General features: G+C 66.2%; 13 protein-coding genes. 1 reads left to right on the top strand and 12 read right to left on the bottom strand.

Features of this window, described 5'->3' with window-relative positions:
- Nucleotides 1–14 precede the first annotated feature (14 nt).
- Nucleotides 15–950, top strand: a complete 936-nt coding sequence (locus CEY08_RS04705) for a glycosyltransferase family 2 protein (protein ID WP_063642227.1) — start codon at nt 15–17, stop codon at nt 948–950.
- A 30-nt stretch (nt 951–980) separates the two neighbouring features.
- On the opposite strand, the gene CEY08_RS04700 is transcribed toward CEY08_RS04705, so the two are convergent.
- From CEY08_RS04700 to CEY08_RS04645, 12 genes are all read right to left on the bottom strand, one after another.
- A complete protein-coding gene (locus CEY08_RS04700) occupies nt 981–1730 on the bottom strand; it encodes an ABC transporter ATP-binding protein (RefSeq protein ID WP_076816159.1) in 750 nt (249 codons plus the stop codon).
- Complete coding sequence (locus CEY08_RS04695; RefSeq protein WP_076816157.1) at nt 1730–3523, bottom strand: branched-chain amino acid ABC transporter ATP-binding protein/permease; 1794 nt, start codon at nt 3521–3523, stop codon at nt 1730–1732. The genes CEY08_RS04700 and CEY08_RS04695 overlap by 1 nt, the downstream gene beginning before the upstream one ends.
- Nucleotides 3520–4560 carry a branched-chain amino acid ABC transporter permease gene (locus tag CEY08_RS04690; RefSeq protein ID WP_063960005.1) on the bottom strand — a complete coding sequence of 347 codons (1041 nt, stop codon included), beginning with the start codon at nt 4558–4560 and terminating at the stop codon, nt 3520–3522. Before CEY08_RS04690 ends, CEY08_RS04695 begins: the two co-directional genes overlap by 4 nt.
- Before the next feature lie 184 nt (nt 4561–4744).
- The gene (locus CEY08_RS04685; RefSeq protein ID WP_042796512.1) at nt 4745–5896 is read right to left on the bottom strand and encodes an ABC transporter substrate-binding protein; all 1152 of its coding nucleotides are present in this window, start codon (nt 5894–5896) and stop codon (nt 4745–4747) included.
- Nucleotides 5897–6085: 189 nt separating this feature from the next.
- Nucleotides 6086–6814 carry an SDR family NAD(P)-dependent oxidoreductase gene (locus CEY08_RS04680; protein WP_076816155.1) on the bottom strand — a complete coding sequence of 243 codons (729 nt, stop codon included), beginning with the start codon at nt 6812–6814 and terminating at the stop codon, nt 6086–6088.
- A 35-nt stretch (nt 6815–6849) separates the two neighbouring features.
- Nucleotides 6850–7635, bottom strand: a complete 786-nt coding sequence (locus CEY08_RS04675; RefSeq protein WP_042796514.1) for a cyclase family protein — start codon at nt 7633–7635, stop codon at nt 6850–6852.
- A gap of 46 nt (nt 7636–7681) precedes the next feature.
- Nucleotides 7682–8923 (bottom strand): SDR family NAD(P)-dependent oxidoreductase, encoded by a 1242-nt coding sequence (locus CEY08_RS04670; protein WP_063642223.1) that lies wholly within the window; start codon nt 8921–8923, stop codon nt 7682–7684.
- The gene (locus CEY08_RS04665; RefSeq protein ID WP_076816153.1) at nt 8920–10086 is read right to left on the bottom strand and encodes a thiolase family protein; all 1167 of its coding nucleotides are present in this window, start codon (nt 10084–10086) and stop codon (nt 8920–8922) included. Before CEY08_RS04665 ends, CEY08_RS04670 begins: the two co-directional genes overlap by 4 nt.
- On the bottom strand, nt 10083–11717 hold the full coding sequence (locus CEY08_RS04660; RefSeq protein ID WP_042796517.1) for an AMP-binding protein: 1635 nt from the start codon (nt 11715–11717) through the stop codon (nt 10083–10085). The genes CEY08_RS04665 and CEY08_RS04660 overlap by 4 nt, the downstream gene beginning before the upstream one ends.
- Before the next feature lie 9 nt (nt 11718–11726).
- Entirely contained in the window at nt 11727–12218 is a 492-nt protein-coding gene (locus CEY08_RS04655) for an aromatic-ring-hydroxylating dioxygenase subunit beta (protein ID WP_076816150.1), read from the bottom strand.
- Entirely contained in the window at nt 12215–13534 is a 1320-nt protein-coding gene (locus tag CEY08_RS04650; RefSeq protein WP_042796519.1) for an aromatic ring-hydroxylating dioxygenase subunit alpha, read from the bottom strand. Before CEY08_RS04650 ends, CEY08_RS04655 begins: the two co-directional genes overlap by 4 nt.
- Before the next feature lie 19 nt (nt 13535–13553).
- Nucleotides 13554–14531, bottom strand: coding sequence for a PDR/VanB family oxidoreductase (locus CEY08_RS04645; protein ID WP_063960008.1), 978 nt, complete (start codon nt 14529–14531; stop codon nt 13554–13556).
- Between the last annotated feature and the right edge of the window lie 25 nt (nt 14532–14556).

Here is a 14556-nt window from a genome sequence, read left to right as displayed (position 1 = left end):
GGGGCTCAGTGGGCATGACCGACACACCAACTTTTTTCACTGTTTTGACGCCCACTTATAACCGGGCGGGCACGCTGCACCGGGTATATGAATCCCTTTCCCGGCAAACGTTCCGGGATTTCGAATGGGTAGTGGTGGATGATGGTTCTACCGACAATACCCACGAATCCATCCTGGACTGGCAGGCGCGCGCCGATTTTCCGATCCGTTATTTCTGGCAGAACAACCGCCACAAGAAAACCGCGTTCAACCGGGGCGTGCGCGAGGCGCGCGGCCAGCTGATCGTGGGGCTGGACAGCGACGACGAAATGCCGCCCGATGCCCTGGCCACGTTCAAGGACGCGTGGGACGCCATTCCGCCGGCCCGGCGCGAATCCTACGTTGCGGTGACGGGCTTGTGCGCGCGTCCGGATGGCAGCATTGTCGGCGACCGTTATCCACAGGACGTCTTTGACAGCACGGCCGTGGATGTTTATTTCCGCTATCGCATCAAGGGCGAGAAATTCGGCTGTATGCGCACCGACATCCTCAGGAAGTACCCCTTTCCGGAGGATGTCGCAGGCTTCGTGCCCGAAAGCCTGGTGTGGTGGGCGATCGCGCGCGCGGGCTACCTCAGCCGCTTCATCAACCGCGTGGTGCGCACCTACCACGACACGCCGGGCGGCCTGAGCCAGGGCGCGGTTTCGGTGGGCAACAACGCCCAGGGCCTCTATCTGCTGGCCTGGGACATGCTGCAGCACCACTTGGAATTCTTCCGCTATCGGCCGCGTGAATTCATCATGGCGGCGGCGCGCTATACCCGCTTTCGCCTGCACCTGAAGCACTCTGGCGTGCCCACGGCGGTGCAAGCCTACAAGCTCACGAACCCCGTGGCGAAGTTCATGGTCGCGGCCATGTGGCCGCTGGGGTATGCCATGTACCGGCGCGACAGGCGCCGCGGCGTGGCCTAGGGCCCGCGCCGGCAGGCTCCCGCCGGCAGGTCATGCGGGTGCCGCGGCGGGCGCCCCGTGGCCGAGCCCCAGATAGATCTCGACCACGCGCGGATCCTCCGCCACCTGCGCAGCCGGGCCGTCCAGCGTGACGGCGCCGGTCTCCAGCACATAGGCGTAATCGGCCACTTGCAGCGCGGCGCGGGCATTCTGCTCGATCAGCAGGATGGATACGCCCATTTCCCTCAGGCGGGCGACGATGCGGAACACTTCGCGCACGATGCGCGGCGCCAGGCCCAGACTGGGTTCGTCCAGCATCAGCAACCGCGGCTTGGCCATCAGGGCGCGGCCCACCGCCAGCATCTGGCGTTCGCCGCCGGACAAGGTGCCGGACAACTGGGCGCGGCGTTCCTTCAGGCGCGGGAACAGCTCGTAGACCTCGGCCAGCGTCTGGTCCTGGTCGCGCAAGCCGCTGCGAAAGCGATGAAATGCGCCGAGCATCAAGTTGTCCTCCACCGTCATCTCGGCGAACAGCTCGCGCTTTTCCGGCACGAGGTTCATTCCCGCGGCCACCATTTCCTCGATCTCGGCGTGTTCCTGCCGCTTGCCGCCGAAGACGATCTGTCCGCTGGACGGCAGCACGCCCATGATGGCGGACAGCAGGGTTGTCTTGCCTGCGCCGTTGGGGCCGATCACGGTGACGATCTGGCCTTCGCCGACTTCCAGACTGACCCCCGAGACAGCTTCGACCTTGTCATAGGCCACGCGCAGGTCGCGTACTTCCAGCAATTTCGCGCTCATCATTCCACTCCGCCCAGATAGGCTTCAAGCACCGCGGGATTGTTCTGGATCTCGGCGGGCAGGCCTTCGGCGATCTTCTCGCCGAAGTCCATGACCACCACGCGGTCCACCAGCCCCATCACGAAGTCCATGTCGTGCTCCACCAGCAGGATGGCCATGCCTTCGGCCCGCAGCTTCTTCAGCAGCTCGGCAAGCTCGCATTTCTCCTGGTAGCGCAGACCGGCGGCGGGCTCGTCCAGCAGCAGGATGCAGGGATCGGAAGCCAACGCGCGGGCAATTTCCAGGATACGCTGCTGCCCCAGGGCCAAGGAGCCCGCCTCGTCGTGCAGATGCTTGCCCAGGCCCACGCGTTCGACCTGGCGGGCAGCCTCGGCCAGCAGGCGCGCCTCCTCGGCGCGGTCCAGCCGCCAGGCGGCCGGCAGCACGCCGCGGTGGCCGCGCAGATGGGCGCCGATGGCCACGTTTTCCAGCACGCTCATGCGGCCCAGCAGGCGCACGTGCTGGAAAGTGCGCGACAGGCCCAGGCGCGCAATGCGGCGGGCACCGGCGCCCGCCACCGAATGGCCCAGCAGCGTTACCGTGCCGGAAGTCGGCGTGTCCACGCCGGAAATCTGGTTGAACATGGTGCTTTTGCCGGCGCCGTTGGGTCCGATCAGCGCCAGGATTTCACCCGCGCGGATTTCCAGGTTCATGGCGTTGTTGGCGACCAGGCCGCCGAACTTGCGGGTCACGTCCACGGCTTTGAGCACCACTTCGCCGCGAGGCGGCATGGGCTTGCGCGGCAACGGCTCGGCACTCATGTCCAGCTTGCGCTGCTGCTTTTTCAACGGCACGCAGCGCGTCAGGACGGGCCACAGTCCGCTGCGGGCGCGGTGCAGCAGCAGCACCATGCCGAAGCCGAACACGATCACCTCGAAGTTGCCGGTCTGGCCCAGCAGCTTGGGCATCCAGTCCTGTAGCCATTGCTTGAGCACGGTGAAGACGCCGGCGCCGACCAGCGCGCCCCAGACCTGTCCCGCGCCGCCGATGACGGTCATGAACAGGTATTCAATGCCCATCTGCAAGCCAAAGGGGTTGGGATTCACGAAGCGCTGCATATGCGCATAGAGCCACCCGGACGCGCAGGCCTGCAGTGCCGCGATAATGAAGATCACCATGCGCGAACGGGCGGTGTCCACGCCCATGGACTCGGCCATCACACGGCCGCCCTTCAGCGCACGGATGGCGCGGCCCTCGCGCGAATCCAGCAGGTTTTGCGTGGACCACACGGCCACCAGCAGGAAGGCCCAGATCAGGTAGTAGATGTTGTCGCCCTGGTTCAGGGTCCAGCCGAATAGATTGATGGCGGGTATGTCCGGGATGCCGGTGTGGCCGCCCAGGCCTTCGACGGAGCCGAAGACGAAGTACAGCGACAGGCCCCAGGCGATCGTGCCCAGCGGCAGGAAATGCCCCGACAGCTTCAGCGTGATCGCGCCCAGCAGGTAGGCGATGGCCAGGGTCAGCGCCAATCCGGCCAGCAAGCTCAGCCAGGGCGAGGCGCCCAGCCATGCCAGCCAGGACGGCAGGGTGTCCGCACGGGTGGTCAGCAGCGCCGTGGTATAGGCGCCCACGCCGACGAACGCAGCCTGCCCGAAGCTCGTCAGGCCGCCGACGCCGGTCAGCAGCACCAGGCCCAGCGCCACCATGGCGTACAGGCCGATATAGTTCAGCAGCGTCACGTAGAACGGCGGCAGCACCAGCGGGGCAAGGGCCAGCAGCGCCAGGAATGCGAGAAGGATGTGGCGCGGATTCATTCGTCTTCTTCCTCGACGTGATGGCTTTTCAGTGAACGCCAGAGCAGCACGGGGATGATCAGCGTGAACACGATGATTTCTTTGTAGGCGCTGGCCCAGAACGAGGAGAACGCTTCGATCAGGCCGACCAGGATGGCGCCGGCCGCAGCCAGTGGGTAACTCACCAGGCCGCCGATAATGGCGCCCACGAAGCCCTTCAGGCTGACCATGAAGCCCGAGTCGAAGTACATGGTGGTGATGGGGGCGATCAGGATGCCCGAGACCGTACCGATCAGCGCGGCCAGGAAGAACGTGGCCTTGCCTGCGAAGATCGGCGATATGCCCATCAGCCGCGCGCCCAGCCGGTTGAATGCCGCCGCGCGCAGCGCCTTGCCATACATCGATCGTTCGAAGAATTGGTAGAGCACGATGATCAGCAGGGCGGACACCGCCACTACCCACAGCGCCTGGCTGTTGACGTTCAGCGGCCCCAGGCTCAGGCTGGCGTCGCTGAACGGCGCGGTGCGGGCGCCTTCCGCGCCGAAGGCGAGCAATCCCAGGCCGACCAGCGCCAGGTGCACGGCGATGGAGACGATCAGCAGCACCAGGGTCGAGGCCGACGCGATGGGCTGATAGAACAGGCGGTACAGCTGCGGCCCCATCGGCACGACCAGCAGCAGCGTCAGCAGCGCCTGCGCGGCCATGGGCAATTGCGCCAGCGGCAGGTTGTAGAACAGCGCGGCCAGCACCAGCGGATAGATGAGCTTGACGGCCATGCGCCAGGCGCCACGATTGCGCCCCGGCCGTTTGCGGCGCGCGAGCAGGTCGGCGATCACTTCGGCCACCGCGAAGGCAAACAGCAGCCACACCAGCAGCACCGGCTTGCCAGCCTGCAGCGCAGCCATGGTGAGCGCGCCGAACGCAACGAATTCACCTTGCGGGATGAACAGCACGCGGGTGACGGTAAAGACCAGCAGGATCGACAAAGCCAGCAGCGCATAGATGGCGCCATTGGTGATGCCGTCCTGCCCAAGAATCAGGGCAATCTGAGCATTCATGCGAAATTCCGGGTAAGACAGACAAGCACGTCGGGCACATCACCCCCTATCCACGCGCGCCCGCCAGGATGCAACGGAGCAAACTCTGTGCACCCCATCGGGATGCCGCGGAGCCGGGCTCCGCCGGTCCGCAGGCATGCCCCCCAGGGGGGAAGCGCGCAGCGCTTCGGGGGGGACCCAACCTCTACTTCACCAGCGTCCAGGCGCCGTCCTTGACGGTGATGAGTTCGCGGCCACGGTCGTCAAAGCCGCTGTGGTCGGCGGCCGTCATGTTGTAGACGCCCTGGGTGCCGACCAGCTCTTTCGTCTGTTCCAGCGCATCGCGCAGCGCGCTGCGGAATTCCTTGGTGCCCGGCTTGCCGGCCTTCTCGGCGAGGGGCACGGCTTTTTCCAGCAGCAGGCCGGCGTCATAGACGTTGGCGCCGAAGGTAGCGGGCTTGGAGCCGTTGAGCTTTTCATAAGCGGCGATGTAGTCGGCAGCGACCTTCTTGGAAGGGTTGCTGTCCGGCATTTCCGGCAGTACCAGCATCAGGCTGGCGGCCAGCACCGTGCCTTCCACCTTCTTGCCGCCCAGCTTCAGGAAGTCTGGCAGGGCCGCGCCGTGGGTCTGGTAGAACTTGCCCTTGTAGCCCTGGTCGAACAGGGTCGTCTGCGGCAGCACGCTGGCGGCGCCGGGGGCAGCCACCAGCACGGCATCCGGCTTGGCGGCGAGGATCTTCAATGCCTGGCCGGTGACCGAGCTGTCAAAGCGCAGATAGCGTTCGTTGGCGCTGATCTTGATGCCTTTCTCGGCAGCCAGGCCGGAGAAGACCTTGTACCAGTTCTCGCCGTACGGATCGTTCAGGCCGATGAACCCGACTGTCTTGATGCCGGTCTTGGCCATGTGGTCGACGAGAGCGCGCGCGATGATGTCGTCGTTCTGCGTGGTCTTGAACACCCATTTCTTCTGGTCGTTCATGGGCAGCACGACCGCGGCGGTGCCTACCGGCGCCAGCATGGGCACGCCGGCCTCGGCCGCGAACTGGATCACGCCCATGGCATTGGGCGAGCCCGAGGGGCCGATCAACGCATCGACGTTCTGCTCCGAAATCAGCTTCTTGAAGGCCGTTACCGAGTTGGTGGAATCGCTGGCGTCATCCAGCGAAATGTATTCCACGGTCAGGTCGCCGATCTTCTTCGGCAGCAACGGCACGGTGTTCTTCTGGGGGATCCCCACCAGCGCCGTGGGGCCGGTGGACGAGGTGACGACGCCGACCTTGACTTGGGCCAGGGCGGGCAGGGCGAACAGCGCGGCTACCGCGGCGGCCGCGGCCAGGGGGAGTTTCTTCGACAGCATGGCAAAACCTCCGGATAGGGAGCAGGGTGGGGGTGCGGCTGGAAAACGGAGAAAACAGGTACTGCGGAAATTGCTGGGCTTGCTCTGATACTTGTTACTTAAACTTTCTGTGCGCAGGCTCGCACTGTAGACCTGGTCCGCAGTGCTTACCTATCCGTCAAAACCCGAAGCGGGCTGAAGGGTATGCGTTCAGATGGTGATGGAACTGACGCTGGCGCCGCCGCAGACGAACAGCGTCTGGCCGGTAACGAAGCTGTTGGCGGGATCGGCGAAGAACATGACGGCGCGCGCCACATCGTCCGAGCGGCCCAGCCGCTTGACCGGTATGCCGGCGGCCAGCTGCTGCTCGCGTTCGCTGCCGGGTTCGATCACTTCGTAGAACATGTCGGTCTGGATCGGGCCGGGGGCCACCACGTTGACCGTGATGCCGTAGGGCGCGAGTTCCAGGGACCAGGTGCGCGCCATGCCTACCATGCCCGCCTTGGTGGCTGAATACGCCGTGCGGGTGGGCAAGCCGAGGGCGCCGCGCGAGGACATCATCACGATGCGGCCGAACTTGCGTTCCTGCATCCCGGGCAGCGCGGCCTGCACCAGGCTGATTGCCGCGCCCAGATGAATCTGCGTCAAACCGTGCAATTCTTCCTGCGTGACCTGCGGCAGCAGGTTGGGCCAGATGACGCCTGCGTTATGGATCACGTGGCTGATGGGAAACTTGGCCGCGGCTTCAGCGCCCGCCTGCGCGGTGGCTTCGGCGTCCAGCAGGTCCACCTGCACGTTGTGCAGGCGCGGATGGCTGAAGTTGGCCGCGCGGCGCGCCATGGAAATCACTTCATAGCCCGCGTCCAGCATGCTGCGGCAGATTTCCGCGCCGATGCCGGCGCTGCCGCCGGTCACGATAGCGACGTTGGAGTGCGTCATGGATATCCCCCTGTTGTCGTTGTTGTGCGGCCGGCTCAGGCCTTGGGTGCCAGCGCCAGCACGCGCAGCGGACTGCCCGAGCCGCTGCGGATCTTGAGCGGCGCCGAGAAGACCACCGCGCCGGTGGGCGGCAATTGGTCCAGGTTGGTCAGGCACTGCAGGCCGTAGCGGTTGTTGCCGTGCATGTAGTAGTGGCAGGGGTAGGGAGGATCGAGGTGTTGCGCCTGGCCGGCGTCGGTGCCGACCGACTCGGTGCCAAAGCCGTGCACGTCGCGTTCCTTGATCAGCCAGGGCACCACTTCCGCGTCCGGACCGGGCGAGTGCGCGCCGTCTTCCTGCAGATTCAGGTATTCGGCGGGTTTGGCGCGCTTGGACCAATCGGTGCGCATCAACACCCAGGAGCGCGCCGGAATGCGGCCATGCCGCTCTTCCCATTTCTTTACGAAGTCTATGGTCAGCAGGAAGTCCGGGTTGTCGCGTGCCTCGGCCGAGCAGTCGATGACGCAGGCGCTGGCGATGAAGGCCTCGATCGGGATCGTGTCCACGGTGTTGTCGGGCTGGTCCTTGCCGGTGACCCAGTGGGCCGGCGCGTCGAAGTGGGTGCCGGTGTGCTCGGAACACGAGAAATTGTTCCAGTACCAGGCGGGGCCGCGCTCGTCATAGCGCGAGATCTCCTCGATGCGGAACGGCCAGGCCTGACCGAATTCCGGCGGCAGCACGATGGTGGGGAATTCGGGCGTGAGCGTCTCGGTCAGGTCCACCAGGCGGATGCGGCCGGACACCAGTTCGGTCATGAATTGGGCAAGAATGTTTTGGCTCATGTGCTGTTCCTCTAGATTCGTGCGTTATCGGGGGATAGGCGGGCCGTCAGGCTCCCAGCTCCCGTTCCAGTCCTTTGGGGTTCTCCGCCAGCCGGGCGCGGAATTCCTGCGCGACATCGCCGACGTAAACGTCCTCGATGCCGTCCTTCAGCGCGCGCACGATGGCGGCTGCGATCGCCGCGGGCGCCACGCGCGGGGGCGGCGTGCGCTGTTCCCATTCGTGGTCCACGGGTCCCGGGAACACGTTCACCACCCGCACGCCCGCGCCGCGCATCTCGGCGCGCAGGCATTGCGCCAGGGATAGCGCGGCCGCCTTGGACGCCGACCACATGCCGCGCGACGGCAGGTTCATGTGCGCATAGATCGACAGTACGTTGACCCAGGCCGTGGCGCTGTTCACGCCGTCCGCGGCGCGTCCGCAAAGGGCCGGGCCAAAGCTTTGCGCCAGGCGCATCAACCCCAGCACGTTCACGTCCAGGGCATCGCGTGCCGTGTTGACGTCCTTGCGGTTCAGCAAGCCGCCCTCGCGCTCCTGGTCCGCGGTATTTACCAGGATCTCCACCTTGCCGCCGATGGAGGCCGCCACCCGCTCGACAGAGTCGGTATCGGTCACGTCCAGCACTACCGTCTGCACACGCGGGTCCGCCGCCAGCGCGTCGAAGGCGGCGTCGCGCTTCCAGGCTTGCGGATCGCCCAGGAACACGGTGGGGCAGCCTGCTTCCAGCAGGGCGCGCGCCACGGCCTGGCCCACCGCCGATTTGCCGTCGGTGACGAGCGCGCGGCGGAACTTCGGATCGCACGAGGTTTCGCGCAGGGTCTTGTCGTCTTCCATGTTCGGAGTGTTCCTTTCTGGCAGGGCGATCATCACGGCCTGGCCGCTGCGGTCCAGCTTCAGCGCCAGGCGCACGCGGCCGCCATCAACGCAGTCCTGGTGCACATGCGCCACGACCGAGGGGCCGGCCGTCATGCGCACCGTGCCCACGCGCCAGGGCAGGCGTTCGCGGAAATACAGGTCATTGCTGTGGTGCAGGGTGGTGCTGACCAGCAAGACGCCGCCGGGGTCGGCCGGACGCCATGGCAAGCGTTCGGACAGGCAGTTGCCGCAGACCTCGCGAGGCGGATACTGGACCTCGCCGCAGTCGGCGCAGGTCTGCAGCTCGAAGCGGCCTTCGGCGGCGGCGGCGGTCAGCCCCAACGCGCTGCGGCTGCGCCAAGCTGGCGGTAAGGTGGGCTGGCGGGTGCGGGCGATCGGATTCTTGCGGGGAGGCTTGGCCAAGGGTTCGGTCATGCGTCGCTCCCCAGAATGGCCGCGGCGGTGCAAAGCCCGCGGTCGTAGTTGATCATGCCGAAACCACTGACCATGCCGAGGCGGGCGTCGGCCACCTGCGTGCCGCCGGCGGTGCCGCTCAGCTGGCGCAATGCCTCGACCAGTCCGAGATAGCCGCCGGCAGCGCCGGCCTGGCCGACCGACAACTGGCCGCCGTTGGTATTGAACGGGAAGCTGCCGTCCACGGTGAAACTATGGTTGCGCACGAAGTCGGGCGCCGAGCCCTTCGGGCAGAAGCCCAGGTCTTCCATCTGCATCAGGTTGATGACGGGATAGTCGTCATAGGCTTGCAGGAAATCCATGTCGCCGGGTTGCGTGCCGGCCTGGCCGTAAAGCTCGTCCAGATCCATGGTCCAGCCGCCTCGCGTCTGGATCGGGTCCTCGATCCAGGCATTGTGGCGTTCGATGGTGGAGAGAATGCGGGCATAGGGCAGGTTCAGCGCGCGCGCGCGGTCCCGGCTCATGACCAGGAACGCGTCGGCACCGGCGCAGGGCATCACGCAATCGAAAAGATGGATCGGGTCGGTGATGACGCGCGCGTCCAGGTATTGCGCCAGGGTCAGCGGCTTTTTCATCAGCGCGTGCGGGAAGCGCAGGGCGTTGTCGCGCTGAGCGACGCAAAGCTTGCCGAAGTCCTCGCGGGTGGCGCCGGTCGCGCGCATGTAGTTGGCGGTCAGCAGCGCGAAGCTGGCGTTGGGTCCACCCGCGCCATAGGGGTAGACCGCGTCCTGCGCAAAACGCGAAAACTGGCTCACGGTGTTGCGGAACGAGTCCACGTGGTTGGTGTCGCCGGCCAGGCAAGCCACGATGTCCGCATCGCCGGCCTGCACGGCGCGGGCCGCGCGGCGCAAGGCGGCCACGCCGCTGGCGCCGCCCATGGGAATGTGGTCCAGCCAGCGCGGGCTCATGCCCAGGTGCTGCACGAGCCCGACGGCGGTGTCTGGCGCTAGCGTGAAGCTGGAAACGCAGAGTCCGTCCACGTCGGTCTTGGCGATGCCTGCCTGTCGGATCAGTGCGCCCAGCGCTCGTCCCAGCCACCAATGGGCGGCGTGGGTGGAATAGCGTTCATACGGAATGGTGACGGGCAAGGCCGCCACCACGCCGTCGTAGCCTTGGCGGCTCATCGCGCGGGCTCCTGGCGTTTCTTCATGTGGCCGGTGTCCACGCAGCGGGCCGTGCCGGGCAGCGTGGGCGCCAGGGCTTTCATTTCGCCGCGCTGGATCTTGTTGGTGGTGGTCAGCGGCAGGCTGTCGACGAAGGCCACGTAGCCGGGCGCCTTGTAATAAGCCAGCTGTTCCAGACTCCATTGCACAATGCTGCGGGCGGCCTCGGCCATGGCGGCGCCCTCGGCCGGCAGGCTCTCGGCCACCACGCAGGCCAGCACCTCGTCGCCGCGCACCGCGTCGGGCACGGCGGCGACCGCCACGGCCTTCACCAGCGGATGCTGCAGCAGCACGCTTTCCACTTCCACCGCGGAAATGTTTTCGCCGCTGCGGCGGATGACGTTCTTCTTGCGATCCACGAAGCGCAGCGCGCCATCGGCATCGCGGCGCACGATGTCGCCGGTATGGAACCAGCCGTCTTCCCAGGCCTGGGAGGTTGCTTCCTCGTCCTTGAGGTAACCGGCGAAGAAGCCATAGCGCGGGTCCTCGCCGGCATGCCGCACCAGGAGTTCGCCCGGCTCGCCCGCGGCGGCCTCGGTCCCTGCATCGGTGACGATGCGCACCAGCACATCGTCTTCCTCGCGGCCGAAGCAGCTGCTGCCGATGTGGCGCGGCTCGCGGTTGGCGATGATCACGGCGCCTGCGCCGGTCTCGGTCATGGCCCAGGCTTCCAGCAGCGGAAAGCCGAAGCGCGCCTCGAAGGGCTCATGCAGCTTGCGGTCCACGCCGGCGCCGAACCCGAAGCGGATCGCCGCTTGCTTGTCGCTCGGGGATGGCTCGGCCTTCATCAGGATGGCGGGCATGACGCCCAGGTAGTGCAGTACCGTGGCGCCAGAGTCGCGCACGCTGTCCCACCAGGTTTTGGGATGGAAGCGGTCCAGCGGGATCAGGCAGCCACCGGTCAGCACCATGGCCATGGCCGAGTACGCCATGGCGTTCATGTGGACCAACGGCAGAGGCGTCAGCATGCGTTCCTGGCCCGGGCGCAGTTCGCACAGTCCGCCGATGCGGGCATACCAGCCGCCCGCGTGCAGGAAATAGCGGTTGGGCAGGATGCAACCCTTGGGCCGGCCGGTGGTGCCGGAGGTGTAGAGCAGGGCGCATTCCGTCAGTACGCCGGGTTCCTCGCCGGCCAGCGGCGCGGCAAAGGGCGCGGCGGGCGGCGCGTCGTCTGGCCCCATCACTCGCAATTCGCGGCCGGCGCGCTCTGCTGCGGCCAGCAGGTCCGCGTGGCGTTCGGGCAGCGCCACGGCCAACGCAATCTCGGAGTGTCCTGTGAGGTATTCGAGTTCGGCGGCGCGCAGGTCGGGGTTGATAGGCACCACCGATACGCCCAGCGCGTTCAGCGCAAACCAGTGCAGGAAAAAGGCGGGGCGGTTCTCCAGCAGCAGGCCGGCGCGATGGCCGTGGCCGTAGCCGGCGCGGGCATAGGCCGCGCGCAAGGCTTCGATGGCGTCGGCGGCCTGGGCGTAGGTCAATTCACCGGCGGCGATGCCATAGGCCTGCGCCGTTTCCGGCAGGATGCACAGGAAGGGCTGGGCGCCGTAGCGGGCCGCGGTGTCGCGGAATGCCTGATGGACCGTGGTGCTCACAAGCCGCTCCTACATGAACAATTGGATATTGCCGAAGGCCGCGTCGCAATTGACGAGGTCCACGCGCTTGAGGCGGATACGCAGTCCGCGGTCGTGCTCCACCAGATGGTGGGTGGCCCAGCCGGCGTACAGCGTCTGCGAGTCTTGGCGCGTTTCGACGTAATGGAAGGCGGTGCGGACCACGTGGCGGCCTTCGGCAGGCGCGGCGTCGGGATGCCCGTGTTCTACCGTGGGCGCCTGCAGCAGGTGATGGCAGCGGCTCTTGGGCTGTTGAGAGAAAGTGCGTTGGCCCGCCAGTCGTTCCACGCGCACGCGCAGCAGCAGCTTGTCCTCGTACATGAGGGACGCATGCAGCCTGGGGTCGGTCTGGCCATGGGCCAGCGGCATCCAGTAGTAGCCGTCGTCGGTGTACAGGTTCAGCCAATCCTCGAACCGCAGCTCGTCGAGCATGCGCGCCTCGGCGTAGACAAAATCGATCAACTCGCGGTCGCTTGCGCTCATACCGACTCCGGTCCGGTCATATAGCGGCCCCATGCGCGGTACTGGTTGCGCATCTGCCATTCATTGGTGCCGTTGGTGGCGACGTTCTTCTGGCCGACTTCGTCGGGCGAGTACAAACGGCCCACGTTCACCCAGTCTCGCGCGCGTGACTGCAGGCCGTCCTGCGCGCGCTCGTACATTTCAAGGTCGTCGTGCCCGACGACCGAGGTCGGCGCGTTGATGAGGCGGTTGTACATGAGTGTGCGTTCCAGCAGCAGATCGGGCGCGCCCACCAGGCGGAAGGTCCAGGATTCCACCAGCGTGCGGTCCGCGGCAATGGGCTTGAAGACGCGCAGCGTCTGGATCGGGCCCTTGACCATGATGTTGGGGAAGTACACGGTGTTGTGGCGCACGTCGCCCAGGATCTGGTGGGCGCGTTCCTCGCCGTAGGCCGCAACCATGGAGTCCCAGTAACCGGGAATGCCGGAGTAGGAGGCATGGATGGAGTCGGATACGCCCGTGTGGCCATGGCCGTTCTCCCACACGCGGATGCCCATGTTTTCGAAGAACTCGTAGGGCGAGATGAACGGCGCGAACAACTCCACGGCCATGGGCTTGGGCGTGCCTTCGGGAGCCTGTTCCCAGACCTTCACTGCCGTGCCCGCCGAGGACTCGTGCGCCACCATCGGATGGCAGGTGTCGGTCTGGTTGTCGACCAGCATCTTCCAGTTGCACCGGTGCATATAGCGCAGCACGCCGCCGGCGACTTCCAGGCGGCCTTCGGGAGAGCGGTCCACCATGTTGTCCAGCGTGGAGAGCGATTCGCCGAAGAAATCCTCGAAGGATTGGCCCTCGGGGTTCAGGCGGCAGAACACAAAGCCGCGATGGTTCTTCACGTCCTTCACGGCGGCCATGCCCTGGCTGGCTTCGCAGTTTTCCAGGCCAGTGTTCTCATAGCCCTTTTTCAGCGGGATGGACAGCAGGCTGCCGTCGGTCTTGAAGGTCCAGGCGTGGTAGGGGCAGCGGAAGAACTTGCCTGTGTTGCCGCAGGCATCGCCCGCCACCATGGTGCCCTTGTGCGGGCAGCGGTTGTGCAGCACCCGCACCGAACGATCGCTGTGGCGCACCATCACTACCGGCTGGTTGCCGACGGTGGTGGTGATGTAGTCGCCCGGGTTGGGAACCTGGCTGTCATGGCCCACGTAGACCCAGGTGTTGGCGTACAAGCGTTCCATCTCCAGGTCGAACAGTTCCTGGTCGATGAACAGATCCTTGTGCACTTCGGTGTCGCGCAGCAGGGCGCGGATGGCGTCGGGATTGTCGCGGTATTTGCTCATGATTGCGCTTTCTTCCGGGCTACAGGTCCAGCACCAGGCGCGCAGACTTCGCGCGCGAGATGCAGATCTGGATGATCTTGCCGCTGGCCTTCTCGGTATCCGAGAGGTAGTAGTCGCGATGGTCGGGTTCGCCTTCCAGAACGGTGGCTTGGCAGACGCCGCACTCGCCGCGTTTACAGTCGAACATCGGATCGCAGCCTTCCTCTTCCATCACGTCGACGATGGTCTTGTCCGCGGGGATGGTCAGCACCCGGCCGGACTGGCGCAGCTCGACCTCGAAGGGCTGGTCGCCCGCTTGCGGCGCGGCCGTGGCGAAGAGTTCGAAATGGATGTGCGCATCGGGCCAGTGGCGCGCGCGGGCTCCCTGGATGACGGCGTCGATCAAGCCCTTGGGGCCGCATACGTACAGATGCTGACGCGGCGAGGACGCCGCCAGCAGCGCCTGCAGGTCGAAGCGGCAGGAGGGGTCATCGTCGGCATGCAGGCTCAGGTCGTCGCCGGCCAGGGCCTGGAGCTCGGGCAGGAAGGCCAGTTGGTCCTTGCTGCGGCCGCAGTAGTGCAAGTGGAAGGCGCGGCCGGCCGCCTTCAGCGCGGCGGCCATGGAGGCGACCGGCGTGATGCCGATGCCGCCCGCGATCAGCACCACGGGTTCGTCGCCGGCAGGTGATTCGTGCAGCGGAAAGTCGTTCTTCGGGCCTTCGACCGTAAGCGTGTCGCCTTCGGCCAGCGCGTGCATGTGGCGCGATCCGCCCTGGCTGGTTTCCTCCAGGCGCACGCCCAGCCGGTACTCCGCCGGCTGCGCGAACTTTCCTGCCTCCGGCGCCAGCTGCACCAGTGAGTAGCAGCGCGGTTCGCGCAGGCCCGGCACCGTTACCTTCAGGTGCGCGCCCGGGCCGAAGGCGGGCAGCGGGCCGGCGTCCTCGCGCGCCAGCCGGAACGAACGGATCAATGGCGATTCCTGCCGGACTTCCCGGACGATGAGTTTCAATGTCTGCACGGCGTTTGTCCCTATCTGTATTGGT

Origin of the sequence: Achromobacter insolitus (genome assembly GCF_002209555.1) — a bacterium.
Lineage (GTDB): Bacteria > Pseudomonadota > Gammaproteobacteria > Burkholderiales > Burkholderiaceae_B > Achromobacter > Achromobacter insolitus.
Note: the sequence above shows the minus strand (reverse complement) of the source record. Positions and strands in the feature narration are given on the sequence as shown.